This is a genomic window from Streptomyces sp. NPDC046197 (assembly GCF_040646295.1).
Taxonomy (GTDB): Bacteria; Actinomycetota; Actinomycetes; order Streptomycetales; family Streptomycetaceae; genus Streptomyces.
Window position 1 is genome coordinate 117,499 of record NZ_JBEYZY010000013.1, and the last position, 23,308, is coordinate 140,806.

21 protein-coding genes and 5 pseudogenes are annotated in these 23,308 nt (G+C 68.3%); 11 read left to right on the forward strand and 15 right to left on the reverse strand.

Annotation, left to right across the window (positions count from 1 at the left end; all coding sequences use genetic code 11):
• Positions 1 to 108 precede the first annotated feature (108 nt).
• Positions 109 to 510: pseudogene (locus AB0A61_RS20120) on the reverse strand (transposase family protein); the annotation flags it as partial.
• Between the two features lie 950 nt (positions 511 to 1,460).
• On the opposite strand from AB0A61_RS20120, the pseudogene AB0A61_RS20125 reads away from it, so the two are divergent.
• A pseudogene (locus AB0A61_RS20125) lies at positions 1,461 to 1,648 on the forward strand (IS5/IS1182 family transposase); the annotation flags it as partial.
• 126 nt (positions 1,649 to 1,774) lie between these two features.
• Here AB0A61_RS20125 and AB0A61_RS20130 read toward each other — a convergent pair.
• Positions 1,775 to 2,311: a hypothetical protein gene (locus AB0A61_RS20130; RefSeq protein WP_361293833.1), complete on the reverse strand. Its 537-nt coding sequence runs from the start codon at positions 2,309 to 2,311 to the stop codon at positions 1,775 to 1,777.
• A 553-nt stretch (positions 2,312 to 2,864) separates the two neighbouring features.
• A pseudogene (locus AB0A61_RS20135) lies at positions 2,865 to 3,342 on the reverse strand (SRPBCC family protein).
• A 669-nt stretch (positions 3,343 to 4,011) separates the two neighbouring features.
• Between AB0A61_RS20135 and AB0A61_RS20140 the strand changes: the two are divergent.
• Positions 4,012 to 5,268, forward strand: coding sequence for an Ig-like domain-containing protein (locus tag AB0A61_RS20140; RefSeq protein WP_361293544.1), 1,257 nt, complete (start codon positions 4,012 to 4,014; stop codon positions 5,266 to 5,268).
• A gap of 774 nt (positions 5,269 to 6,042) precedes the next feature.
• Here AB0A61_RS20140 and AB0A61_RS20145 read toward each other — a convergent pair.
• The 5 genes and pseudogenes from AB0A61_RS20145 to AB0A61_RS20165 form a co-directional block, all read right to left on the reverse strand.
• Positions 6,043 to 6,513: a DUF3291 domain-containing protein gene (locus AB0A61_RS20145; protein WP_361293547.1), complete on the reverse strand. Its 471-nt coding sequence runs from the start codon at positions 6,511 to 6,513 to the stop codon at positions 6,043 to 6,045.
• Between the two features lie 32 nt (positions 6,514 to 6,545).
• Entirely contained in the window at positions 6,546 to 7,184 is a 639-nt protein-coding gene (locus AB0A61_RS20150; RefSeq protein ID WP_361293550.1) for a helix-turn-helix domain-containing protein, read from the reverse strand.
• Positions 7,185 to 7,687: 503 nt separating this feature from the next.
• Positions 7,688 to 8,284 (reverse strand): histidine phosphatase family protein, encoded by a 597-nt coding sequence (locus tag AB0A61_RS20155; protein WP_361293553.1) that lies wholly within the window; start codon positions 8,282 to 8,284, stop codon positions 7,688 to 7,690.
• A 155-nt stretch (positions 8,285 to 8,439) separates the two neighbouring features.
• Complete coding sequence (locus tag AB0A61_RS20160) at positions 8,440 to 8,727, reverse strand: peptidoglycan-binding domain-containing protein (protein WP_361293556.1); 288 nt, start codon at positions 8,725 to 8,727, stop codon at positions 8,440 to 8,442.
• A gap of 1,082 nt (positions 8,728 to 9,809) precedes the next feature.
• A pseudogene (locus tag AB0A61_RS20165) lies at positions 9,810 to 9,986 on the reverse strand (transposase); the annotation flags it as partial.
• A gap of 231 nt (positions 9,987 to 10,217) precedes the next feature.
• Between AB0A61_RS20165 and AB0A61_RS20170 the strand changes: the two are divergent.
• The gene (locus tag AB0A61_RS20170; protein ID WP_361293559.1) at positions 10,218 to 10,439 is read left to right on the forward strand and encodes a ketopantoate reductase C-terminal domain-containing protein; all 222 of its coding nucleotides are present in this window, start codon (positions 10,218 to 10,220) and stop codon (positions 10,437 to 10,439) included.
• Positions 10,440 to 10,745: 306 nt separating this feature from the next.
• Here the strand turns inward: AB0A61_RS20170 and map are convergent, their stop codons facing one another.
• Positions 10,746 to 11,513, reverse strand: a complete 768-nt coding sequence (gene map, locus AB0A61_RS20175; RefSeq protein WP_361293562.1) for a type I methionyl aminopeptidase — start codon at positions 11,511 to 11,513, stop codon at positions 10,746 to 10,748.
• A gap of 63 nt (positions 11,514 to 11,576) precedes the next feature.
• Between map and AB0A61_RS20180 the strand changes: the two genes are divergently transcribed.
• On the forward strand, positions 11,577 to 11,852 hold the full coding sequence (locus AB0A61_RS20180) for a helix-turn-helix transcriptional regulator (protein ID WP_361293564.1): 276 nt from the start codon (positions 11,577 to 11,579) through the stop codon (positions 11,850 to 11,852).
• A 744-nt stretch (positions 11,853 to 12,596) separates the two neighbouring features.
• On the opposite strand, the gene AB0A61_RS20185 is transcribed toward AB0A61_RS20180, so the two are convergent.
• Positions 12,597 to 12,809, reverse strand: coding sequence for a DUF4287 domain-containing protein (locus tag AB0A61_RS20185; protein WP_361293567.1), 213 nt, complete (start codon positions 12,807 to 12,809; stop codon positions 12,597 to 12,599).
• A gap of 246 nt (positions 12,810 to 13,055) precedes the next feature.
• Here AB0A61_RS20185 and AB0A61_RS20190 point away from each other — a divergent pair.
• From AB0A61_RS20190 to AB0A61_RS20200, 3 genes and pseudogenes are all read left to right on the forward strand, one after another.
• A pseudogene (locus AB0A61_RS20190) lies at positions 13,056 to 13,394 on the forward strand (restriction endonuclease); the annotation flags it as partial.
• Positions 13,395 to 13,414: 20 nt separating this feature from the next.
• Positions 13,415 to 13,636, forward strand: a complete 222-nt coding sequence (locus AB0A61_RS20195; RefSeq protein ID WP_361293570.1) for a LysE family transporter — start codon at positions 13,415 to 13,417, stop codon at positions 13,634 to 13,636.
• 259 nt (positions 13,637 to 13,895) lie between these two features.
• Positions 13,896 to 14,405 (forward strand): HAD family hydrolase, encoded by a 510-nt coding sequence (locus AB0A61_RS20200; RefSeq protein WP_361293573.1) that lies wholly within the window; start codon positions 13,896 to 13,898, stop codon positions 14,403 to 14,405.
• Positions 14,406 to 14,409: 4 nt separating this feature from the next.
• On the opposite strand, the gene AB0A61_RS20205 is transcribed toward AB0A61_RS20200, so the two are convergent.
• Positions 14,410 to 15,093, reverse strand: a complete 684-nt coding sequence (locus AB0A61_RS20205; protein WP_361293576.1) for a hypothetical protein — start codon at positions 15,091 to 15,093, stop codon at positions 14,410 to 14,412.
• Between the two features lie 195 nt (positions 15,094 to 15,288).
• Positions 15,289 to 15,768 carry a helix-turn-helix domain-containing protein gene (locus AB0A61_RS20210; RefSeq protein WP_361293579.1) on the reverse strand — a complete coding sequence of 160 codons (480 nt, stop codon included), beginning with the start codon at positions 15,766 to 15,768 and terminating at the stop codon, positions 15,289 to 15,291.
• A 69-nt stretch (positions 15,769 to 15,837) separates the two neighbouring features.
• On the opposite strand from AB0A61_RS20210, the gene AB0A61_RS20215 reads away from it, so the two are divergent.
• The 3 genes from AB0A61_RS20215 to AB0A61_RS20225 all read left to right on the forward strand — a co-directional run bounded on the left by AB0A61_RS20215 (position 15,838) and on the right by AB0A61_RS20225 (position 20,500).
• Positions 15,838 to 17,286 (forward strand): MFS transporter, encoded by a 1,449-nt coding sequence (locus tag AB0A61_RS20215; RefSeq protein ID WP_361293582.1) that lies wholly within the window; start codon positions 15,838 to 15,840, stop codon positions 17,284 to 17,286.
• 291 nt (positions 17,287 to 17,577) lie between these two features.
• Positions 17,578 to 18,009 (forward strand): hypothetical protein, encoded by a 432-nt coding sequence (locus AB0A61_RS20220; protein ID WP_361293585.1) that lies wholly within the window; start codon positions 17,578 to 17,580, stop codon positions 18,007 to 18,009.
• A 562-nt stretch (positions 18,010 to 18,571) separates the two neighbouring features.
• Positions 18,572 to 20,500 (forward strand): cellulase family glycosylhydrolase, encoded by a 1,929-nt coding sequence (locus AB0A61_RS20225; RefSeq protein ID WP_361293587.1) that lies wholly within the window; start codon positions 18,572 to 18,574, stop codon positions 20,498 to 20,500.
• Positions 20,501 to 20,614: 114 nt separating this feature from the next.
• On the opposite strand, the gene AB0A61_RS20230 is transcribed toward AB0A61_RS20225, so the two are convergent.
• The 3 genes from AB0A61_RS20230 to AB0A61_RS20240 all read right to left on the reverse strand — a co-directional run bounded on the left by AB0A61_RS20230 (position 20,615) and on the right by AB0A61_RS20240 (position 22,229).
• On the reverse strand, positions 20,615 to 20,929 hold the full coding sequence (locus AB0A61_RS20230) for an antibiotic biosynthesis monooxygenase (RefSeq protein WP_361293590.1): 315 nt from the start codon (positions 20,927 to 20,929) through the stop codon (positions 20,615 to 20,617).
• Between the two features lie 278 nt (positions 20,930 to 21,207).
• The gene (locus AB0A61_RS20235; protein ID WP_361293593.1) at positions 21,208 to 21,609 is read right to left on the reverse strand and encodes a zinc-binding dehydrogenase; all 402 of its coding nucleotides are present in this window, start codon (positions 21,607 to 21,609) and stop codon (positions 21,208 to 21,210) included.
• Positions 21,606 to 22,229 (reverse strand): NAD(P)-dependent alcohol dehydrogenase, encoded by a 624-nt coding sequence (locus AB0A61_RS20240; RefSeq protein ID WP_361293596.1) that lies wholly within the window; start codon positions 22,227 to 22,229, stop codon positions 21,606 to 21,608. Before AB0A61_RS20240 ends, AB0A61_RS20235 begins: the two co-directional genes overlap by 4 nt.
• Positions 22,230 to 22,615: 386 nt before the next feature.
• On the opposite strand from AB0A61_RS20240, the gene AB0A61_RS20245 reads away from it, so the two are divergent.
• Positions 22,616 to 23,308 carry a class I SAM-dependent methyltransferase gene (locus AB0A61_RS20245; protein ID WP_361293599.1) on the forward strand — a complete coding sequence of 231 codons (693 nt, stop codon included), beginning with the start codon at positions 22,616 to 22,618 and terminating at the stop codon, positions 23,306 to 23,308.

Below are 23,308 nucleotides of genomic sequence, written 5' to 3' on the forward strand. Positions count from 1 at the left end.
GACGGTGAGGTGGGGAGCCGTCTCCCTTGGGCCTCTCTTCAAGGTGGTCCCGTATGGGGCGGGACTCATCCCGTGAGGGCGTGGTTGTGAAGTCGGGCGATGTCGAGCAGGCAGTTCGGTCTGGCCGCGTCGGCGGCGGTGCCGGATGACCAGGCCGGTGCCCCGATAGCCGCCGTCCGCGATGACCGTGGTCCGGCCGACGGCGGCCCTCGCACCGGACAGCGCCCACGCTTGGCAGGAGCGACTGCCGGAGGTGGCCGATGATGCGGTCAGCGGCCGACTTCGACACCCCAACAGCGGGGTGAGCTGCCGCAGCGTCACGTTCGTATGCCAGTAGGCCGTTACCAGCAGGATCCGGTCCTCCAGGGGCGGGCACCACGGCCGGGCTTTGCCTACCGGGTCCGCACTCTCGCGCCGCATCGCAGCGCCCAGCTTGCCGAACTGCCGCGGGCTCAGCCACGGCGGCAGCAGGCAGACGAGCGGCGGACAATAACGCAGCAGACGCGCAATCGGTTTGTTTTCTGACCGTCTTCAGCACAGAGCTCCCGCGGAGGCGCCGGCGCGCACGCCCGACGGGACTTCCGGTGTCCGCACCTGCAGGGCCGTCGCAGCAGTGAGCCGCGAAGGGCCCCGCGTCGGTCGGCTACGCACCGAGCGAAGTGATCAAGTGGTCGTCGACGCCTGCGAACCATTCCTCGCACCGCCACGGGATCAGGTCGGTGCGGGTGCGGCGTAGCCGAATGGCGACGACGTGACCGCCCATCGCGGAGGCGGCATCGACGCACTCATACAGAACTGGGATGCAGACTGTGTTCGTCGAGGCGGATCCGGGAGGGCGAGCGCGGCCATCGCGTGCTTTTCGGCGCCTGTCCGGGTTGCGATCTCTGCCCGCAGGGCGTCGGCTGAAGCTCGGACGGTGACGCTCTCGCCGGCACGGGCGTCATGCACTGCGGCGTCGACAAGATGCTGCGCCGCTTGCGGTCCTGAGACCGAGTACAGCGTGAGGAAGGCGTGACTGATGGGGACGACCGCGCGCCGCCACGGCCTGACTGGCGCTTGTAGGCCAGAACAGGAACCACACGATGACGACTCCCGTACCTCCCGTGCCTCCCGTGCCTCCCGTGCCTCCCGTGCCTCCCGTCACAGAGCCTGACCCGTCCGCACTGATCTGCCCCGGTGATCAGGTCGGGCCGTGTGCCGCGTGCCAGCGCAAGACGCACAAGTATGGCCGCGGTGGCGCCCCGCTGTGTCAGTGGTGCGCAGCCCCGGTGATGGACAAGTGGGGCCCGAACGCGCGCTACGTCAGCACGCGCGTCTAGGCAGCTTCGTTTGGATCAGTGGGTCGTTGGTCCGGGTGTGCCGTCAACAGATACGCAGCAGGGCGCGGATCGAGCTGTTGCTCCCGGACCGAAGCCGAAGCGGGGTGGCCGCTGGAGGGATCACCTCCAGGTGATCGTGGCGCCGACGAGGACCTGCACTGGGCGGTGTCGGTGGACTCCACGATCGTGCGGGCTCGCCACGCGGCCGGGGGCCCGCAAAAAGGGCTCCCTGCCTGCGAACCAGCCGACCACGCCACAGGCCGGGCGTTGTCACCGCCGGACAGGCCGGCGACGCGCCGGCCTTCACCGACGTCATGGCTCGCCTGCGCCACCCGCTACGAGAAGTCAGCCATGATCTGCCTGGCTGGACTCCACGTCGCGGGCATCTTTCTCCGGTCCGCACGCTGATCCTGATCCGAACGAAAGCCGCTGGTACGAGCGCGACGGTGAGCGGTTCAGCCCTCTTCGTCTTCCAGTCCGGCCACGTCTCCAATGGCGACGCGCAGGTCATGCACGCCCTGCAGGATGTCGATGAGGGCTTCCTCGGCCCCGCCCAGAGCCCGTCGGGTTCCTTGGACATCACCGCGCTCCGCATGCAGCTGGGCGCTGAGCGTATACACCGCCGTCATGGCGGCGGCGAACGAAGCCTCCCGGCCCGGTGGCAGTTCCTCCGCCTCTGGCGCGACCTGCATCGCAGTGCGGTGCAGCCTGTTCGTCAGGACGTTGACCGCAAGGCCGGGGTCAGGGCCTACCTGCTCTGACCAGCCGAGCATCGTCTCGAGGACGTCCTCGATCTCCTCCTCCTCGGTCAAGCGCGTCGCGGCGGTGATTTCCAGTTCTGTCTTCGCCAGCAGGCTGCCCAGCAGATGCAGACGGTCCTCTTCCTGCGGCCCCTCGGGTCGCGCCGGATCAGCCACCGGCTCAGCCCCGAGAGCGACCAACGCGGCATGGACCTGCTCAGCAGTCACCTGACCCTCGCTACTGTTGCTCACGCCTTCAGCTTCACCTCACGAAGGCGCGACCACCGTCCGCACACACCGACGAGTTCAAAAAAACCTCTCACTGTGCAGTGGGCAGATGATCGCGGCGGGCGGTCCCAAGGACGTCCCAGGATCCAGCCGCGGTGGCCCGCGACGGCCGACGGCCCGCGTCGCGGTGCACGTGGAGCCCACGCTGCTGGTCGGGGGCGTTCGTCTTCGTGGCGGGCGTGGAAGACCCAGTAGCTCCGCGTCGCCATCGGCGAGCGAAGCAAGAGAGGGAGTAAGGGGCGGTCAGCCGTCGGCGCCGGTTTCCTCGGCTGGCTGGGGCTGGCCCCCTTCCGCGCGAGACGCCACTCCTGGGTGGAGACCTCGGAAGAGTGGAGCATCGGCGGCGGTCCGCCGGCGACCGCCCTCCCTGCAGGAGCGGCGCAGATCCCGGTGGGTGTGGGGCCGCAGACGACGTACACGCTGCAGCAGCCGCCTGCGGACAGCTGCCGCTGCCAGCTGATGCCGGTGTGAGGTCGTTGAGCGCCTCCGGGAGCGGGACGGCGGCGGGACCGCGGTATCAGAGGGGCGTGTCGCTGTTTCCGGGCTTGATGCGCCCGCGCCATGCTCCGGACTCTGCGCCGCGCTGCTCGATGTACTTGCTTGAAGCGCTTCATGTCGCCTTTGACACGCCGGTCGAGCGTTCCGAGCATGTCCGCGGCCTTCTCTACTGCTCCGCTGGGCTCGACGTCCATGACCAGTTCCACCCTGGTGTGCATGTCGTCCATGCGCTGGAAGCGGACCGTGCCCTTCTGGGTCGTGTCACCGGTGGTGGTGCGCCAGGTGATGCGCTCGTCGGGGAGCTGGTCGACGATCTCGGTGTCGAACTCCCGACGGACCCCACCGATCTTGGTGGTCCAGTGGTTGTGGCGGTCGTCCAGTTGCCTGACTTCCTCGACGCCTTCCATGAAGTCCGGGAACATCTCGAACTGGGTCCACTGGTTGTAGGCGGTGTGAACGGCCACGTCGACTTCCACTGTCTCCCTGACCGTGCTCATTAGTGTCCCCCTTGATCGATCCACTGATGGACCCGGTGCCCAGCGCGCACCAGTGCCCACCGACGGGCTCGTGTCTGCCGCACACCTCTTCGGCACCACAGCCGTAGAAGAGGCGTGTCAGGAAGCAGCCGGGTGTCCCCGGTGGTACGCGGGACTCGGGGTGAGGTCCGTCCGGGCCATGGCGGGCAGGCGGCGATGGTGGTTCGACATCCCGCCGAGGCGCGGAAGGGCAGGTTTGAACGGTTCGCCGAGGCCGCATCATTGCGCAACCGCGCAGTTGGCGTGGGCACGGAAAGCCGGGGCCGAGGCGCTTGCGCAAGACGCTCTCGCCGCCAGCGCCTGCCGGTCACCGTGCCGGCGGTCGCCTCCACATCGCAGGCGGCGCCAGCCCAGCGACGAGTAGCAGGTCCGGCGCACAGAGGCAGCCGCGCTTCCGAGATTCAAGCAACTCGCCCCCGAGGGGTGTCTCCGTCATGGCAGGCACCGGGCGGCGAGAGCAGATCGACTACGCGCCGTCCGGCCCTCGAGCAGGGCCTCGGCAACGCGCTCGACTACGCGTGGCCTTCACCACGTTTTGCTCATTTTGGGACGGATGTATGCGTATAAGTGGTTCTAAAGCTCGTTGCACTCCTCCGGCAATCAGCTACGAGGATTCAAAAGACCAGTGGCATGGAGAAGCGTTTGATCACGGTACGTAAACGACGCACCGGACAGGTGGCTATGGCCGGCGTACTCGGCGGCGTACTCGCACTCACGGCCCTCGGCGGTACCAGCAACGCTGCCACCAGCGGCAACGAAGCCGGGGATCAGCCGAAATCGCAGGCGCGAGTGGATCCGACGCCCGCCCAGGATGCTTCCGACGCCCGAATAAAGATCAGGACTGGGCAAGGAGGTGCCTACAACGTCGGGGTCAACGACCCCGTCAAGGTCACCGTAAGCAACGGCAAGCTCACCAAGGTGACCATGACCGCCGTCGCGACCGGTGACGAGATTCCGGGCACCCTGTCGACGGACGGCACGTCCTGGCAGCCGAACGGCCCGCTGGAGCGGGCCACCAAGTATCAGGTCGCCGCAGAGGCCGAGGATGCCAAGGGCCGCTCCGTCACCGGGAACGCCGCGATCACCACGGTCTCCCCGGCCAACGACTTCATCGGGCACCTCTCCCCCGAGGACGGCTCGACCGTCGGCGTGGGCATGCCGGTGACGGTCAACTTCGACAAGGCGGTCAGCAACAAGGCCGCCGTGGAGTCGAAGATCCAGGTCAGCTCCAGCAGCGGACAGCGGGTCGTCGGTCACTGGTTCAGCGGCGACCGCCTGGACTTCCGCCCCGAGAACTACTGGACGCCCGGCTCAACCGTCACCGTCAAGCTCAACCTCCACGGCATCCGGAAGACGGTCACCTTCAAGATCGGCCGGAGCCAGATCAGCACGGTCGACGCCAAGACGAAGCAGATGACGGTCGCACGGGACGGCAAGACGATCAAGACCATCCCGATCTCGTCCGGCAGCCCCGAGCACTCGACGTACAACGGTCAGATGGTCATCTCCGAGAAGTTCAGGCAGATCCACATGAACGGTGCGACTGTCGGCCTCACGGAGAAGGACGGCAAGCCCGCGTACGACATCAAGGCCGTACCGCACGCCATGCGCCTGACCGGCTCGGGCACGTTCGTCCACGGCAACTACTGGGCGGCCGACTCGGTCTTCGGCAAGGTCAACACCAGCCACGGCTGCGTGGGCCTGAAGGACGTCAGGGGTGGCGGCGACGGCGGGCAGCCCGCCGCGTGGTTCTTCGACAACTCGATGATCGGTGACGTTGTGATCGTCAAGAACTCCGAGGACAAGACCACGTTGGCCCCGGACAACGGCCTCAGCGACTGGAACATGCCGTGGAGCCAGTGGGCCGCGGGTAGCGCGACCCGCTGACGACACGTCACTCTCCACACATCTGCACCTGAATTCCTTCCGCCAGGCGGCGGCCGAAAACCATGTCGGCCGCCGCCTGCGGCATCAGGGCGCTCGAGCAGCTCTCGCCGCCTGTGCGACCGCGGTTCCGTCACGTCGCCCACCTTCTGCGCGGTGGAGTGCGCCACCGGCCTGCTCGGCGTGCTGTGAGGACGTTGCTCCCAGCAGATCGGGCCGACCGTTTTCCCACCGGACGGCCACGCCGGCACATGGTCCCCCCTCCGGCAACGCGGAACGCGCTGCCCGCACACCGCACACTCTGTCGGGCGGGGTGCGCAGCCGACCCCGGCCAGTGCGAGGCACCCAGATGGCCTCCAGGACCGTCTGAAACTGCGGACTGTCATGCCGGTGCCCAGCGGTGGTGAGGAGCGAGAGCGGCCTTTGCCCTGCTCAACCGCCCAGTACAGCTTGGGGGTCAGCCCGCCGCGTGAGCGTCCGAGCCCATGGTCCTCCGGCTCGGTGTTGACACCACCGGGAGGCTCCTTCTGCAACGCCCCTCTTTTTTTTCGCGCTCCCGCCGCGTGCTGGTGGGCCCGGGTGATGGTCGAGTCCACGCCGACGTCTCATGTGATGAGGCCCTTTGCGTCGGCCTCCGCCTGCAGCTGCTCGAAGATCCGGTTCGACGTACCGTCTCGTTGCCAGCGGCGGAACAGGTCGATCCGATCCCACGGCCAAGATCTCCGCGCCGCACGACGCTTGATGGTCTACGGCCTTGATCGCCCTGCGCAACAGACCCTAGACCTGCGCGGTCCTGGCTGGTGCCGGGTAGGGGTCACGGAAGGTGAACGCGAGTGGTCCGGGGCCGTGTTCGCGTACGAACGCGACCCGCTCCATCGCCTCAGCGATGCTCGGACGGTGACCAGCCGGGATCCACCACAGGGCCTGGTGCGCTTCGGCCAGGCGTTGGAACCACTCTCGGCGTCGGCTCAGTACGCGCAGGTGATCAGTGTGGTAGATGAAGTTCCGCAGGGCTTCAACTGACTCCCAGACCGAGCAGTTGATCAGGATCATGTCGTCGTTCTCGTCGGGGCGGAAACCGGTCGCGTCCTCGCCCTCATCGTCGACCATGCGCCACACGAACCCGGGGCTGCGCTCGGCAAGCGCGTTGATCTCGGGCAGTTGGGCGACAAAGTCGGCCAACTCGGGGCTGTCCAGCGGGGCGACGATGCGGCCGATGTTGACCTGTGCAAGGTGAAAGCCAGTCATGGGCTCAGCATGGCCCGACCACGCTTCTATAGTCAATGACTTTTATTTTTAGACAGCGCCACGCAACACCCACCGGGACACGGATCCATCGTCGGCGACCACTGCTCGCGTACCAGGCCCTCGATCAGCGCGAGATTCATCCCGCAGACCAGGGCGGGAAACTCCTTGGCCAGCCCGTGGAAGGGACAGTTGTGCAGCCGCAGCGTCTCCCCATCCCAGAAGGGCTGGTAGCCGCGGGCCCGCAGTACCTCGACCAGGTCACCGGCAGCCGCATCCGGATGTGCCGCACCCGCGGCCTTCGCCGCGGCCTGTAGCTCCCGGTCCAAGCCGGCGTTCTCCACCACCTCGGCGAGCAGCCGACCGGCTGCGTCGTAGGACCGAGGCGGGACGGACACGGCATACTCACCCTCGGCACGCCGGTACACCTTCGCCGGCCGCCCCGCCCCGGGGCCGGTGCGCCCAGACAGCCGTCGGAAGGACACGGCCAGCAGCCCTGCCTCGACCAGCTTGTCCAGGTGGAAGGCGGCCAGCGATCGGGAAATCCCGACCGCTTCCGCGGCCGCATCGCGCCCTACCCCACCAGGGGCGGCGGCGACGTGTCGATAGAGCCGACGGCGGACAGGATCACCCAACACACCCAGCACCGCGAATGCGGAATCTTCATCAGTCACATGCCGATTCTATGACCAATGGGAGTATTCAAAACAGCGCCAAGTGCTCGCCACGCGGCCACCAAACGACGGCCGTGACCAGGACTTTCGCAACAGGCCCCTCGTTCCTGGCCCCCCAGATCGTCCATCGCCTCCGCGCCTGCACCATCCACGCCCTCAACGGCCCACCCGCCGCTCACACCGAGACATCCGGCCTCCCTCAAGACACCCTCGGCCTGGTCGGCAAGGGCCACAACACAGGCACCCGACCGGGGTCAGCTCCCGGCCGGCCACCACGAAGGTCCTCGAGCAGCGACGCCGACGGCCGGCCGCCCATTCCTCACGCCGCAAGACGTCCCAGCAGGGAAATCGTGAACCGTTCCGCCCGCTTCACCCGAAAAACGCTCGTGACGTGCGCCCCCAACGGAACACAGGTAGTCCTACTTGTACCTACCCGCTCTCTACGAAGGAGCCTGAAATGCTGACCACGATCATCGATTCTCTTGCCACCTTCCTCGAAACCGTCATCGGCGCCCTCCTCTGAACAAGGCGCCCGGGGGGGACTGGCCCCACGGACGGGACTGCGCAAGTCTCCTGGACCTCCGGAGCTGGAAAGCGGCGGCCAGGGCCTTACGGCCTGTCTGCGGCCTCCAAGACCTCTGAGACCTCTGAGACCTCACCGGGAACGACGACCCCGCCCACTGCCGCTTCCTGGCCGCGGCCACGGCACTCACCGCACTCCTCCCGAACGACCATGCGGACCCGGCCGTTGGAGACGTTCGCCCAGGTGTCGCTGCGGACCAAGATCCACGCGAGTGCGGCCACGCTGCACGAACTGGAGGACGAGGACGTCCGGTCCGGCGTCGATGCGGCCTTCGACGGCGCGCCGGAGCTGCTGCACCGCGGGTCAGGCCTGCCCGTTGGGCCGTCCCCATGGCGCGGCTCAGCGGGCTGCTGAACACCGCAACCAGCGGGCGTAGGGCCGGCCTCGGCTCGAGCGCCTTGGCCGCGACCTCACCCACGTGTGTCAACCGAACGTCGGTGCGGCCGGCGTGCCGGCCCGACAGGCTCCACTCGGTCTGGCCGTGCCTGATCGATATCAGCTCCCCATGGGCGAGCACGCCGGCTGATCATGCGACACGGCGGGCCGGACAGCCGGCCTTCGCTCCCCCCCCGTCCAAGGCAACGCCTCGCAGTGAGCCCAGGTCGACGCCTTGTACTCCGCCGCGGGCCCCGGCTGAACAGTCATGACTGGCGTGCAGCCACCCGGTTCCGGCTACTTGGTGCGCAGCATGAGGGCTTGGCGCGTGTTGTCCCCGTAGACGCCGGTCGCGTCCCCCCGGATGCCGTAGCGTTCCTGGAATCGGGCCACAGCCTGCCTTACCTTTGCGTCGAAGCGGCCGTTGATGGCACCGCCGTCGTAGACGTGCGGGATCTGGAGCAGACGTACCTGCAACTCGTACACCCCATGGCCGCTGTCGCCCTGGCGCAGTGTCCCGGTGCCCGGGATCTCGGGCAGTGAGGTGTCACCGGGAAGCGGCCGGTCCGGTTGCTCCGTAGGCACGGACGGGACCGCAGGTTCGAGGGTGCCGGGCAGCGGCTGGTCCGGTTGCCCCACGGACGTGGGTGGCACCGGAGGTGCCGAGTGCGCGTTGCCGAGGAGCGAGGAAGCAAGGATCCATCCGCTCACGGCGCCCATGCCGAAGGCTCCGGCGACACGGGTGTGTCGCCGGTCGGTGATCCGCCGATGGCCCCGGCCACCCTGCTCCGCAGGCGGGCGATCGGCGTCCCGCCCCGGGGGCGCCTGGGCGGGCTGGGCGACTAGCCGGGTCGTGGGCGGAGCCGGGCGTTGCGGCGCGGCCGAGCGGCGGGCGTCCGCAGGTGAATCGGTCCTGCGCCGCACGGGCTTGGGAGGAGTCATGGGCGGCGAGGCTGTCGGCGGCTCGGCGTGCCTCGGCCCCCCGCGCCTTGGGGTCGGCGGCTCTCCCACCTCCGGTGGCGGAACCGCCTCCCGTCGCATACCGCGTGACCACAGGGTCTCGACCACGGTGTTCTTGGGGGCGTGACGCGCGCGCCCGGGCTGCGCCGGATCCCCGACGGCCGGTAAAAGGCCTTGTGGCGGGACCGGAACCAGTTCGAGCCCACCGTCCCCCATGCCCTCTGTCCGTCGGTACGGAGCCGGCCCCGAGGGCGGCGACGGGGTGGGACGAGTGGCGTCGTCACCTCCGGCCGCTTTGCTGCGGTGATCGAAGGACGGCGGGTGTGCGGTACTCCGGTAATCCTCCTCCGCGTAGAGCTCGGCGCGTGCGGCGTCCAGGGCGTCCAGAACCGCCTGAAAGGATTCCTGGATTTCTTGCGCGGCGTCACGGCCCGACGCGCCGGTCGTCGGACTCTCGGTGCCATTGAATTCCATCGACAGTCCTCCTCGACCAACCTCCGTGGAATCCATGCGATCAGCCGAGTGATCTGCTGAACTGCTCGGTGACTGCGGGAGCGTTGGGTCGTTGATGCAGGTCAGGGAGCCACGCCGCGAAGGTGGGCTCGTGGATTGCTGTAAAGCGGTACGCAGTTCGCGCGGCGTTGTCTCAATCCGGTGCCACCTGGCAGGCCCGGAACAACGGATGTCCTCGCCTCAGATCGCCGGCCCTGGTGGAGGTCGGCGCGTCGTTCGTAGCGGATGCGGAGCCGTTTGAACTGGTGCAGCCAGGTGAAGGTGCGCTCGACTACCCAACGGATCTTGCCCAGTCCGCAGCCGTGGGCAACGCCGCGTCGGGCGCTCACCGGTTTGATGCCGCGCTCCCACAGCAGGCGGCGATACTTGTCGAAGGGGCGGCGCGGCGCAACTCGCTCAGCATGGCGGCGTGCAGACGCGGCCGGCTCCGGCAGCGGTCCAGTCCCGCAACCGGCGCCAGGCCGTCACCCCGGAGCAGGACCCGGAGCTCAGCTCATTCGGAAACGATCAGTAAGTCCGCGATCTTGGGTGCATGACAAGCTCAGTACGTCCGCGTGAGGATCTCCAGTGCCTCGGATGCACTCGGCTGCCGTGGAGCGTGGATGCCGCCCGAGTCCGGGAGCAGCATGTTGTGGGACCGTCTGGCAGGCCGCGAGCTGGAATACGACGCCCGCAACGGCGCGGTGGTGCGCGCGGGAGCCGGACTGGGCATTCCCACCCCGTACAACGAGACCGTCACCGCGCTACTGGAAGCCGTGAGCACATCGCGGAACCCTTCCCCGAGGCCCCCTGCCCTGCCGCTCCCCCAGGGCGACGGGAAGTGAGACCAGACCGACCAGAAGCGTGTCGGCCCCGCATTACCGTCTTCGTAGCTCTGCAACAGGGCTACCGGCCTTCGCAGTTGGCATGACTGCCTCGCTGTCGAGAGCATGGCCTGGGAGTGGTGTCACCAGCTCCGAAGGCACTGACGGACCGCTGACCAGGGGCATGACCACCGGCCTTTTCCCAGGTCGGAAGGCTCTTCGTGGATGCCATCGGAATCTCGGCGCATTCCAAGTTGCATCCGGTTGGCGACGCGGGATTCCGATCCGGCCCATGGGTTCTGGTGCACGCGCAGTTCGCTGTGCTGCTCAGGGCAGGGTCAGAATGCGGGGGCCTTCCTCGGTGATGGCGACGGTGTGCTCGATGTGGGCTGCTCGGCTGCCGTCGATGGTGAATAGAGTCCAGCCGTCGGTGCCGGTGCGGTAGTCGTCGCGTCCGCCGGCCATGAGCATCGGTTCGATCGCGAGGGTCAGGCCGTGGCGGAGGGGGAAGCCGCGACGGGGGCGTCCCCGGTTGGGGACGTGGGGGTCTTCGTGCATGCGGCGGCCGATGCCGTGCCCGCCGAAGTCGGAGGGCATGCCGCAGCGTTCCGATCGGGCGACGGCGCCGACGGCATGGGAGATGTCGCCGATGCGGTTGCCGGGGGTGGCCGCGGCGATGCCGGCATCGAGAGCGCGCTGAGTGGCGTTGATCAGGTCCACGTCGGCGGGCCTGGGGGTGCCGACGATGAAGCTGATGGCGGCGTCGCCGGTCCAGCCGTCGAGCTCCGCGCCGCAGTCGATGCTGACCAGGTCGCCGTCGCGCAGGCGGTAGCCGGTCGGGATGCCGTGGACCAGGGCGTCGTTGACCGAGGTGCAGATCACCGCGGGAAAGGGGGTGGGGGCGAAGGAGGGCCGGTAGCCGAGGAAGGGTGAGCGGGCCCCGGCCTTGCTGAGGACGGTGCGGGCCGCTTCGTCCAGCTCCTGCAGGGACACCCCGACGCCTGCCGCTTCCCGGACAGCGGCCAGGGCCTGGGCCACGACGCGCCCGGCTTCCCTCATCGCGTCCAGCGCTGCGTCGGTCTTGATTTCCACCATGTCCTGCGACTCCCTGTCCCACACACGCCATCCAATTCTTATACCGGTATTAGTATCACGGGCATGGTGAGAACTCCTTTGACTCCACGCGAACGGCAGCGCGGAGAGCGGTTCGGCGCACTGCTGCGTAGTGCGCGCGGCGACCGCAGCATGGTGGAGGTCGCCGCAGCGGCGGGGGTGTCGGCGGAAACGCTGCGCAAGATCGAGACCGGTCGGGCGCCGACTCCGGCGTTCTTCACCGTGGCGGCATTGGCCACAGCGCTGGACGTGTCCTTGGACGAATTGGCTGCTGCCTGTGTGCGGGACAGCGATTGCAGTGAGCAGGCACTTTCGGCATGAACCTCGACGGCGGGTTCGGTTCTCGCGGGGATCGGTACTTTCGGGGATCGGTTCTTTCGTGGATGTGCCGAGGTTTGTCCGGGACGGGCCGGGGCGGTCCCCAGCTCCGGTTTCAGAAGCTGTCCTGCCGAGTCCGCGTAGCGGATGGCAGTCTTCTCGTCGATACCGAAGACGAGCACGAGGTGGAGCGGGTCGGCGCCGCGGGTGAGGGCCTCTTCGAGCCGGCGGTCAACGCGGAGCCGTTCGAGGGGCGGTGAGATTGCGGGCGGCCCGGGTGGTCCAGAGCCTGCCGGCCGGGCACCGTCTGGCTGTGGTCCTCCGCAACCGGCGCCGCCGACGCCGACGTCGACTTCGTCTGGTCTTGCCGTCTTCGTCTGATCTTGCCGTCTTCGTCGCTTCGACCTGGAGCACCGTTCCGCCTGTTCAAGCAGAGCCCGGGCTGGACCCGGCCGCGGCTGCCCGAACCGGAGGCGGCCGACCGCTGGCCCTGGCTCGTCATCGCCGCGCACACCCAGTTCCGCCCCGCATTGCCGCTGGCGGCCGCCCGACGCAAGCCCTGGGAGAAGCCGATCCGGGCAGGTGCGCTGACCCCGAGCCGGGTCCGCCGCGGGTTGACGAACATCCGCGCAGCGATGGACCGGCTGCCGACCGGCACCCCGCTGCGGTCGGACGGCGCCCTGGCATTCGTGTCGCTCGCCGCCGAGGCCGTTCGGCTGCCGGTGGTCGAGCCCCGGCGTGTGAGGGCTACTGATTGGTATCTTCGGCCAGGGTGTGCGCGACCAGTGCATTGGCGTGGCCGTGTCCCAGGCCGTGTTCGGCCTTGAGCCAGGCGACGAGTTCCATGTGCTTGGTCAGCGACGACGTACGGATAAGGTCCTTCCACTCCGCTATCGGGCGTCCGTACTTCTTCTCGATCGAGGGGAAGTAGCTGGCGGGGCCCTTCACCGGTGCGGTCATGGGGCGCTGTCTCCTGTCGGTTCGGTGCGTTGTGGTCTTGGTGAGTGGCTGTGCACAAGCGGGCTCGCCCAGCAATTACGCCACAGACGAACTCCGATGACCGGTCCCGGCCCAGACGCCGAGCACTTTCGGCCACGCAGGCGTCGTGCGCGGAACGCGGTGAAGCGCCGGTCTCCGCCATCACACCACTACGGCCTTCCGGGGCCGCAGCAGGTGGGCGCCGGCTGGTGGCAAGGTTGTCTGGTGATGACCCGCATCGAATTGCTGAGCGCTCTGTCGGGGCTGCGCCAGGCACAGATAGGCAGCCGCAGAGCCCCGCACAAACCACTTCTGATGCTGTGGCTGTTGGGGAGGCTGGCGGCATCGGGCAACACCGCGGTCACCTACAGCGAGGCCGAGGAGCCCGTCAGCCGACTGATCAATGACTTCGGGCCCGCAGTCACGAGCCGCTCGCGCGCCCGTGAACGAGCGGCCATGCCGTTCGTTCACCTGGAACGTGCGCTGTGGCAGGTATTCGACCAGGAAGGAAACCCGATCCCGCCGGGTGCTCCCGAGCGCGGCAGCTGGTTGCGGGCGCGAGGAGCCCGGGCGCCTTCTACGTTGCCGTGCTCCCGCAGTTCATCCCCACCGGCGCCTCGCACGTTGCTCTGGGCGTGCTCCTGGCCGGTGTCCACATCCTCCTGGCCGTCGTCTGGTCCTGCGCGCTGATCGCATTCGCGCGCGTGCTCCGAGACCGTCTGCAACGGCCTTCGGCCCGCCGCTACCTCGACCGCATCACCGGCACGGTCATCGCCGCCTTCGGCATCCGGCTCGCGCTCGGGCAGTGAGGTAGCTGTCGACGCACCGCAGGACCACCGAAGGTCGCCACACGGGCAACCCCGCATCACCCGAAGCGAAAGGACATCTGCATGCGTTCGCTCCCCACCAGCACCGAGGCAGTGGTCTTCGACTGCGACGGCTTGCTCGTCGACACCGAAGCATGCTGGACTTGCGGAAACGGCCATCTTCGCGGCGCACGGCCATCCCTTCGGTCCCGAACAGAAGGCCCTCGTCATCGGACGAACCGTGGAGGCCGCCGGAGAAGCCATGGCCCAATACCTCGGATGCCCCGGCGCCGGAGCCGAACTCGCCGCCGAGCTCCTCGAAGGAGTCCGCAAGGAGCTTTCCCAAGGCGCCACAGCGCTCCCCGGGGCGGCGGAACTGGTGCGCGCCTGCCGCGCAGCCGTGCCCATCGCCGTAGCCAGCAACAGCCCCCGGGAACTGCTGGACGCGGCACTGTGGTCGGCCGGCCTCGCCGACTGCTTCACCCACTCGTTCGCCGCTGACGAGGTACGTTCCCCCAAACCCGCACCAGAGCTCTACCTCACGGCTTGCGAGACACTCGGTGTGGCCCCGAAGGGTTCCGTCGCCTTCGAGGACTCGGCCACAGGCATCGCCTCGGCCCGTGCTGCCGGGCTCTACGTCGCGGTCGTACCGTCCCTTCCAGGAGTCGACCTCGACCACGACTGGCTGGGCACCAGCCTTGCCGAGCGGGAATTGCAGGAGTGGGCCAGGGAACTGGGGCATGGCACTGCCTGCAGCAGAGCGCAGCGTTGATCTCCTAGTCATGCTGCGCGGGCCCGAGGGCGGGCGGCATCTGGTCGTCCCCGGACGGGCCGACATCACCGGTCTTCCAGTTGGGGTCGTATGCGCAGGGCACGGCGGCGCCGCCGGTGAAGTACTCCCGGTCCGGGTACCAGGTGAAGGACATCCGCTCGGCCCCGTCGTCCTTCTCGACGTACAGGTCCCAGTCCTTGTTCCTTCCGCCCTCACGGTAGGAGGAGACCTTCCAGCCGGTGTCCTTCAGGTGCCGGTGCAGTCGGCGGAGGCCGGGGACGGCCTGGCTCGCGGGGACGTGATCCAGCGCCCAGCTGTGGTTCATCCGGTAGGCGCCGTCGACGGTCTTGTCCTCAAGCCCCAGAAGGCCCCCGTCGTAGCAGAATTCGGAGCTGAACGTGTTCTCCGTACTGACGCCGATCTTCTCGACTCCTGGCTGTGCAACACGCTTGAACCCCATGACGTCGTACGAGTCCTGTGAAAGCTGGAAGGCGCGGCTCGCCATGTCCTCGGGCGCGACGCGGGGAATGTCAGTCGATCCCCATGAGCCCGATGCGAGCTGGACGACCAGAACGAGTACGACGACGAGCGCGGCGCAGCCGCATCCGAGGCCCCGGAGGACGGCACGAGGGGATTCCGACTTGGTCGGGGCGGTCGTGGTGCTGGTCTGTGTGGTCTTCTCGGGCATACGGGGACGGTATGCGGGCGGAGCGGCGCGGCGGATGGGCGCGGCTACCCGGCAAGGAGTGGGTACGCGTACTCAGCCGGTGTGGGGCGAGATACCGCGGCGAGCAGCAGCCGGACGCCCAGCTCGGGGCTGGCACTGGGGGTGGCGGCTCCCCATACACCCGTTGCGGGGCGGGACCGACCACCACCGCACGGACTACGGGGCTTGCACGGGGCCGGACCGGTCCCAGCCGGGGATCATCTCCTCCCGGTGGACTTCCTCGGCGTGGACCTGCTCGCCGCAGGTCTCGCAGACCGTGTGGGTGACCAGTTCGTGATCCCGGTGAAGGAGCCGAACGGGCGGCGAGGTGACGGCCCAGCGGTCGCCCCAGCCGATGAGCTCGCGGGTGATGCCCGCCAGGTCGCGTCCCGCCTCCGTCAGGTAGTAGCCGCTGTGGCGTGCGTCGTCCGGCAGCGGGCGCCGTTCGAGGACACCGCTCTCCACCAGCGCCTTCAGACGCGCCGCCAGGCGATCCGTGGGGGCGCCGGTGTTCCTGGCGATCTGCCGGAACCGGTGGTTGCCGAGCATGACCTCGCGGATCGCCGGCAGGGCCCATCGGTCACCGACCACCTGCAGGGCGGCGGCAAGCGAGCAGGGACGTCCGGACATGCCCTGGGGATCGATACGCTTGGTCACAACCCCAGTATCACACCAGCATGGTTTGATTTCCAAACCATGACGTGCTTGGCTTGCGCCATGCCCATGATGCTTCGACTTTCAAAGCACCCTCGAACGCCCACCGCAGTCGTCCTGGTGGCGGTCTTCATGACCAATCTGGATCTGTGGATCGTCAACGTCGCGCTTCCGGCCATGGGAGCGACCTTCTCGGGGGGCGGCAGGGGCACGACCCTCGGTTCGCTGTCCTGGGTCCTCAACGCCTACGCGATCACCCTCGCCGCGCTGCTGGTGGTGGCCGGGCGCGCCGGTGACCGCATGGGCCAGCGGCCGGTCTTCCTCACCGGGATCACCGTCTTCACCCTCGCGTCGGTGGGCTGTGCCCTGGCCCCGAACCTGGGGACCCTCGTCGTGGCCCGGGTGGTGCAGGCCGTCGGGGCATCCGCCCAGATCCCGACGTCCCTGGCCCTGCTGCTGGCGGCGGTGCCGGCGGAGCGCCGCACTCACGCCACCCGGAGCTGGGCCGCAGTCGGCGGACTCGCCGCGGCTGCCGGGCCCGTCGCCGGCGGCCTCCTGGTCGAGGTCGACTGGCGGTGGGTCTTCGCCGTCAATGTGCCCATCGGCATCGCGGCGCTCATCGCAGGCCGATCCGTCCTGCCGAGGCCGGCCGCCCGGGAGGTCGGACCCCTGCCCGACCTCCTCGGCGCCCTGCTGGTCATCTCCTCGGTCGCGGCGCTGTCCGGGGCGCTGGTTCAGGCACCCGACTGGGGCTGGACGAGCGGCAGCACCGTACTGCTCCTGGCCGTTGCCGTGATCAGCGGCGCCGCGTTCGTCCTCAGGTCCCTGCGGCACGCCCGCCCGCTGTTCGAGCTGCACCTGCTGCGGCTGCCGCGCTTCGGAGCGGCGAACGCGGGATCCCTCGTGTTCGGCGTCGCCTTCGCGATCATGCTGCTGTCGAACGTGCTGTGGTGCCAGGAGGTCTGGCACTGGAGCGCGCTGCGCACCGGTGTCGCCCTGGTTCCCGGTCCCGCCCTCGTGCCGGTCGTCACCCTACTGACCGCCCGCGCCGCGCACCGCTTCGGGCACGGTCCGCTGATCGCCGCGGGCGGGCTGCTGTTCACGGGTGGCATGGTCTGGCGCGCGTGCTTCGCGTCCGTCACCCCGGACTATCTGCGTGATCTGCTGCCCAGCCAGGTGATGACCGGTGCGGGTGTCGGTCTGGCCCTGGGGACTCTGGTGGCCGCCGGTGTGCACGCCCTGCCGGGGCACCGTGCGGCGACCGGGTCGGCGCTCGTCAACTCCGTCCGCCAGATCTCGGCCACGGTCGGCGTCGCCGTCCTGATCGCGGTGGTCGGCTCCCACGTCGATGCCGCCTCACGTCACGACTTCCGGATCGCCTGGTGCGCAGCCGCCGTACTGAGTCTGTCGACGTCAGCGATCGGTGTGCACCTCAGCCGTGGCGGCGGCTCGGGCAAGACCGCGTCCGCCATGTCGAAGGAGCCCCAGGCGGATGCGCAGGCTGTGGCGGACGCGTCCTGACCGACCGCTTACGGTGGACGGGGCACGGAATCACAGCGCCCACCACTGAGTGACCCAATGTCATGTCGACGATAGGGCTCGGGGGTTGGGCTCCCCCTTTCACGACTCCAAGTGCTCGAGGCCTGATCAAACAAGCGAGGAGTACCCCCGGACCTGGAACGAAGGGACTTGCCGGGGGGCCTGTGCATCCTCGGGAGTTCTGCACTCCTCAGGTGAAAGGCGTATGCGGTGGCATTCGCGCGTACGCGCCGTGGGCGGTGGCTCGGGCCGAACCAGAGGATTGACACAATCATGGTCGAAGTCATCGACGCTGTGCGGTTTGAATGGGCCGCCGTTGCCGAGTGGGGGGTGGTGTTCGCACTGGTCGGGCTGAGCCTGATATGGGCCGCCAACGACTACGCCGCCGCCGTGGGCCGTGGCCGCGCAGAGCAACAGGCGTCGCAGCTGGCCAACTCCCCCACAGCCGTGCTGTACAGCGAGCGCAGACTCGGCATCGGGGCACCTGGTGTTCGTGAGGTCCGTTGCCGCGACACGAAGTCTGCCTACCCTTTCCGCTACGAAGGTCTCACGCTTCTCATGGAGTCGGCAAACCAGTACGTGTTGCTCCCGCAGGAGTGGACCACGTCCACCGGAGTCGCGATTGTCCTGCCGCGCACTGACTCCGTGCGAATCGAGTTCGTCCCGTTCTCAGCGCGCGCCACGCTCGGCCGGGTTACCTGTTGAAGCCCTGGATCTTGATTGACCTCGCTTTCGCGAGGTGGGTTGTCCGAAGGTTGATCAAAACGTCAAGCCAAGGCCAAGGCCAAGTTCCGGACAAAGCGCAGGCCGGCTGACCGGGCGCCACACGGGAGGGGCCGCCCCACAACCAGCCCAGCCAAGAGTCGGAATGGCCGGTCAAGGGTAGACCGAAGGTCATTGCCGCAGCCGACGCCGAAGGCGCCCTTGACGGGACGTTCCGGCTCTCATCACGACCAAGCGGGCGGCCCGGCAGCGCCCGAGTGACGGATCGGTGAGCACGACCAGGGGCATCGATCTCGACCCGGCACCCGGCGTCCTACGCCAGTCACCCTTGCGAACGCACAGGGAACCCGCAAGCATGTTCAGGGCTCTGTGAGGCAAAGGGAGAAGGCGCCGCGCGGCCTTCCACGCTGGGGACGACGAGTTGGATCCTCACCATGGACTTCCCCTGCGGCCTGAACCAGGGCAGTTGCCCACCCCCCTCATCCTCACGGAGGCAACAACCATGAGATCCGACAGATCGGCTGGTGCAGGTCGGAGACTTCGCGTGCGGGCCTTGACGGTCGCGACGACCCTGACCCTCCTCAACCTCGCCTCGGCGGCTCCCTCTTCGGCGGCGCCGGCCGCCGGCATCGGCGCCGGCTCCGCTGCACCGGCTGCGCCGACCGGTGCCCGGCTCGCCGCATCGTGGAAAGGCCCGCTGAGCACCCGCGGACGCTACATCGTCGATGCCTCCGGCAACCGCTTCAAGCTGAAGGCGGGCAACTGGGCCGGAGCGCAGGGCACATGGGAAGGCAGCGGCGACGTCAACGATCCGGCGACGCATCAGGCCCACCAGATGTCCCACAACATCCCGCTGGGCCTGGACCGGACGCCCATCAGCACGATCCTCGCCGACTTCCACCGCCTGGGGCTGAACAGTATCCGGCTGCCCTACGCCAATGCGCTGATCCACGACACGACCCCGGTGCCGGACGCCGCCGTCGCCGCCAACCCGCAACTGAAGGGCAAGACCCCCCTGCAGGTCTACGACGCGGTCGTAGAGGCACTGACCGCCGACGGCTTCGCGGTCATACTGAACAACCACACCACCAGCTACCGGTTCTGCTGCAGCCTGGACGGCAACGAGCGGTGGAACAGCGGCCAGTCCACCCAGCAGTGGGTGAACGACTGGCTGTTCATGGTGAACCGCTACAAAGCGAACAAGCGAGTGGTCGGCGCGGACCTGCGCAACGAGGTCCGCCGTGACACCTGGGACAACCCCAACTGGGGCTGGGGCAACGACAAGGACTTGTACGCGGCCTTCGAGGAAGCCGGCAACAAGATCCTCCAGGCCGACCCCGACATGCTGATCATCATGGAGGGAATCAACTGGCAGGGCGTCCCCTCGGCCCTCTTCAGTCACGGCAGGCCGATGCTCACCCCGGTCGCCAACCTCTCCCCCACTCTCATCACTTCAGGGAAACTCGTCTACTCCGCCCACTTCTACGGTTACACCGGGCCGGCCCACACCGGCGCGGACGGCTACTGGGGCAACACCAGCGATCCGCGCTACCACGACTTCACCTCCGAACAGCTGGCCCAGGTCGTCAACGACGAAGCCCTGTTCATCACGCGGTCCGGTCAGCACTTCACCGCCCCGGTCTGGATCAGCGAGTTCGGGGTCGCCGGCCGCGGCTCGACCGATGGCAAGGAACAGGTCTGGTTCGACCGTTTCACCGACATCCTGGTCAAGAACGACAACGACTTCGCCATCTGGCCGCTGATCGGCTGGACCGATGCCAAGGGCAAGCCGCAGGACAACTGGGCCCTGATCTCGTATGACGCCACCGGCAAGCGGCTGAGCGTCGACGACCCCGGCGACTGGCGCGCAGCCGACTGGAAGAAGCTGATCGAAGCACCCGGCCGCACCGGCACGGTTCCCCAGGTCAGCCACTGGAACATGCTCGATCTCGACTTCGGCGACCAGAACGTCTCCACCCGCATGCTCGCCCTGCCTGGCTGGAGCCCCGGCAACCGCAAAGGCAACTGCCCCGACACCCAGCGGCTGGTCGGTCTCGGCCGCAGCGACAGCCGAGGTCTGTGCACGGACGCCAACCAACCCCCGAAATCCACCGGTGACTGGGTGACCGTCACCGACGAACGCTATGTCACCCACGGCGACTGGGCCTCCGGCTACAACAAGCTCCAGTGCCCCGACAACACCTTCGCCGTCGGCTACAGCGTCAACGGCAACTCCATGTCCGCCCTGCTGTGCGCACCTTCCTTCAAACCGCTGCCCACCTCCGGCCGCAACGTGTGGTTCGACCACGGCGACAACCGCCCCGCCACCGGCGGATCGACGGACAGCGACTGGGCACCGGGCTACTACAAGGGCCAGTGCGCGGACGACGAGTACGTCGCCGGCGTCGCCTACACCTGGAAATGGCTGCACTACGGAGTCCCCGACGCCCTCCTGTGCCGTCCACTGAACTGATCCCGCAAGAACGGGTGCGGAGGTCAGGCTGCCTGGGATGCCCTGGCCGGCTCCCGCCTCTCCAGGCGAGCCGGCTGGGGCATCGCGCCATCGGCCATCAACGTATTCCGGTACTCAGTGTTCGGCTTCCACACCCTTGCCGGACACGAAGTCCAGGCGATCGACCTCCGTGGCTGCGAGGTACTTGTCCCGCTCGGCGAGGAAAGTGCGCACGTAGTCCTTCGACTCGTGTTCCTCGAAAGCGCTGTTGTCCCTGTAGAGCTCGTAGAAGACGCGCTGCAACGGGTGGCCGGCGACACGGTGCACGGCGTAGATGACCGTTCCGGGTTCGTTTGCACGGATCTGCTCGCCGGTTCGCGCCACCAGGTCGTCGAAGGCAGCCGCCGCCGCTTCGTCCTTGCACGTGAAGCGTACGAACAGTCCGAACATGGGGGTCCTTCCTCCATCAGCTTCCAGGGCGGCACAAGACCATCCAACGAGGCGGAGCATACGTGCACGTGGCGGGGCCCGGGAGTCGCATTCGGCTCGGGCCCCTGGGCCGGATGCGAGGCCGGTCCGAGCAGCACCACCAGGTCCCCGCCGACGTACTGCTGCAGCACCGGCCACGACACCACCGGCGATCCGCCCAAGGCCTGCGCGTGCGCGGCCGACAGCAGGCGGCGCAGCCTCGCCCGCCCCTTCGCGGACGTCGGCGTCGGCCCGCGGCGTCACTCGGCGGGCAGGGCGAGCGCCAGCTTGCCCGTGACGCTGCCGTCGAGAAGGTGTCGGACGGCTGCGGCAGTCTCGGAGAGCGGGTAGACGCGATCGATGACGGGGCTGAGCGCGCCCGCGTCGATGAGACCGGTCAGGTCGTGCAGTCCATCGGCGTGCTCCGAAGAAATGAAGGTGCCCAGATACTGGCGGGTGAACGGAGACAGCATCTGTGCGCGGAGCTGCCGGTCCGTGCCGCCGAGCCAGGGCCCGTTCGTCTCGCCACCGGTGATGACCAGCCTGCCGCGGGGTGTGAGGGCGCGGCGCAGATCCCGCAGACCGCGGTTGCCCGCGATGTCGATGACGGCGTCGTAGCGTCGCGGGCCGGTGAGGAAGTCCTCGCGGGTGTAGTCGATCACTTGGTCGGCGCCCAGCGCCTGTACGGCGTCGAGCTTGGAGTGCTCGCGACGGCCGTGACCCGGGCACCGAAGGCATGGGCGAGTTGGACGGCGAAGGTGCCCACGCCACCGGCCGCTCCCGTGATCAGAACCTGCTGGCCCTCCTGGACCTGACCCTTGTCGCGGACCGCCTGGAGTGCGGTGAGCGCGCTGACGGGTACCGTCGCCGCCTCCTCGAAGGTGAGTCCGGTCGGCTTGGGAGCGATCCTGTCGGGACGGGCGGCGGCGTATTCGGCGAACGCGGCGACTGCTGTGCCGTAGACCGCGTCGCCGGGCGCGAACCCGGTCACGTCGGACCCGACCGCCTCGATGACGCCGGCGATGTTGCGGCCGGGGTTGGGGAGCCTCGGCCTGCGCAGCCCGCTCACGGGCCGGACCGCGTACGGCATGCCGGCCATCATGTGCCAGGTGCCCCGGTCCACGCTGGAGGCTCGCACCCGCACCAGCACCTCACCGGGCCCGATGCTGGGCCGGGCCAGCCGCGCCACGTGCAGCACGGCTTCCGGCTCGGCGCCGTAGCGCTGCTGCACGACGGCCACCATCGTCCTGGTCCCGCCGGCGGTTGCGGTCGGCTCGCTCATGTTCCGCATCGTCACTGCTCCCGGTTCCGTCTCCGCGTACTTACGCCGTACCTCACCGAGATCGCGACCGCCCACGTCATGCGTCCCGGGTACGCCTACGGCGACGAGTTCGCATTCGGACTGGACCTCATCCTCGACGGTCTCCAGCAAGCGGCGGACTGATGAGCCAGCGGTGTGCCCGCCGCACAAATCGGTGCGCTGTCTTTTTGAGGAACTGGAAAGCGGCAACCCGTAAACGGGCCCCGAGCCCCGAACGCGGCCCGGGCAGCCATATGAGGACACAGCACACCAGTGCCAGTGAACGCGCCTCACCTGGTTGCGCTTGTCCGGGCAAGTGGACGCTTCGAGCGGGGCCAACCCGTCGAACGCCCCACCACCATGGCAGCATGATCGGCTTCAGCCAAGCCCTCAGGGAGGCATCCGCCATGTCCGGTCTCGACAGCCAGGTTTCCTACTGGGATGCCGCCGCTGCCACGAAGACGTTCACCCACCCACTGCATCTGCCCTGGCTCGACGGAATCGGCAGGCAGGCCGCGATCCTCGACTACGGATGCGGCTACGGCCGCATCATGGAGGAGCTCGAACGGCACGGCTTCGACAACCTCACGGGGGCCGACGTCTCGTCAGGAATGATCGAACGGGCACGCCACCTGCACCCCACCATGCGCTTTGCAGCCCTGGATGCACCACCGCTCTCGCCCTACCTGGACGCCGGATTCGATGCGGTCCTGCTCTTCGCCGTGCTGACCTGCGTCCCCGGCGATGAAGCCCAGCACCGGTTGATCGCCGAGCTGAACCGCGTCCTCAAGCCCGGCGGGGTGCTCTACATCAGCGACCTTCTGCTGCAGGACGACGAACGCAACCGCAGCCGATACAACCGCTATGCCGATCTCTACGGCAGCTACGGCGTGTTCGAAACCGGCGACGGTGCGGTCTGCCGCCATCACTCCCGCGAGTGGCTCTCCACCCTGCTCGCCGGGTTCGAAACCGTCGACACCCGGATCGTCACGGTGGCCACCATGAACGGGCATGAGTCAAGGGGGATCCAGATCCTCGCCCGCAAGCCCACGCAGACATGA

Bases quoted from the DNA above. Each gene is read 5' to 3' on its own strand.
- AB0A61_RS20140 (WP_361293544.1), top strand. From the start codon at position 4,012: ATGGAGAAGCGTTTGATCACGGTACGTAAACGACGCACCGGACAGGTG.
- AB0A61_RS20145 (WP_361293547.1), bottom strand. From the start codon at position 6,513: ATGACTGGCTTTCACCTTGCACAGGTCAACATCGGCCGCATCGTCGCC.
- AB0A61_RS20170 (WP_361293559.1), top strand. From the start codon at position 10,218: ATGCCGCCCGAGTCCGGGAGCAGCATGTTGTGGGACCGTCTGGCAGGC.
- map (WP_361293562.1), bottom strand. From the start codon at position 11,513: ATGGTGGAAATCAAGACCGACGCAGCGCTGGACGCGATGAGGGAAGCC.
- AB0A61_RS20180 (WP_361293564.1), top strand. From the start codon at position 11,577: ATGGTGAGAACTCCTTTGACTCCACGCGAACGGCAGCGCGGAGAGCGG.
- AB0A61_RS20185 (WP_361293567.1), bottom strand. From the start codon at position 12,809: ATGACCGCACCGGTGAAGGGCCCCGCCAGCTACTTCCCCTCGATCGAG.
- AB0A61_RS20200 (WP_361293573.1), top strand. From the start codon at position 13,896: ATGGCCCAATACCTCGGATGCCCCGGCGCCGGAGCCGAACTCGCCGCC.
- AB0A61_RS20205 (WP_361293576.1), bottom strand. From the start codon at position 15,093: ATGCCCGAGAAGACCACACAGACCAGCACCACGACCGCCCCGACCAAG.
- AB0A61_RS20215 (WP_361293582.1), top strand. From the start codon at position 15,838: ATGCTTCGACTTTCAAAGCACCCTCGAACGCCCACCGCAGTCGTCCTG.
- AB0A61_RS20220 (WP_361293585.1), top strand. From the start codon at position 17,578: ATGGTCGAAGTCATCGACGCTGTGCGGTTTGAATGGGCCGCCGTTGCC.
- AB0A61_RS20230 (WP_361293590.1), bottom strand. From the start codon at position 20,929: ATGTTCGGACTGTTCGTACGCTTCACGTGCAAGGACGAAGCGGCGGCG.
- AB0A61_RS20240 (WP_361293596.1), bottom strand. From the start codon at position 22,229: ATGAGCGAGCCGACCGCAACCGCCGGCGGGACCAGGACGATGGTGGCC.
- AB0A61_RS20245 (WP_361293599.1), top strand. From the start codon at position 22,616: ATGATCGGCTTCAGCCAAGCCCTCAGGGAGGCATCCGCCATGTCCGGT.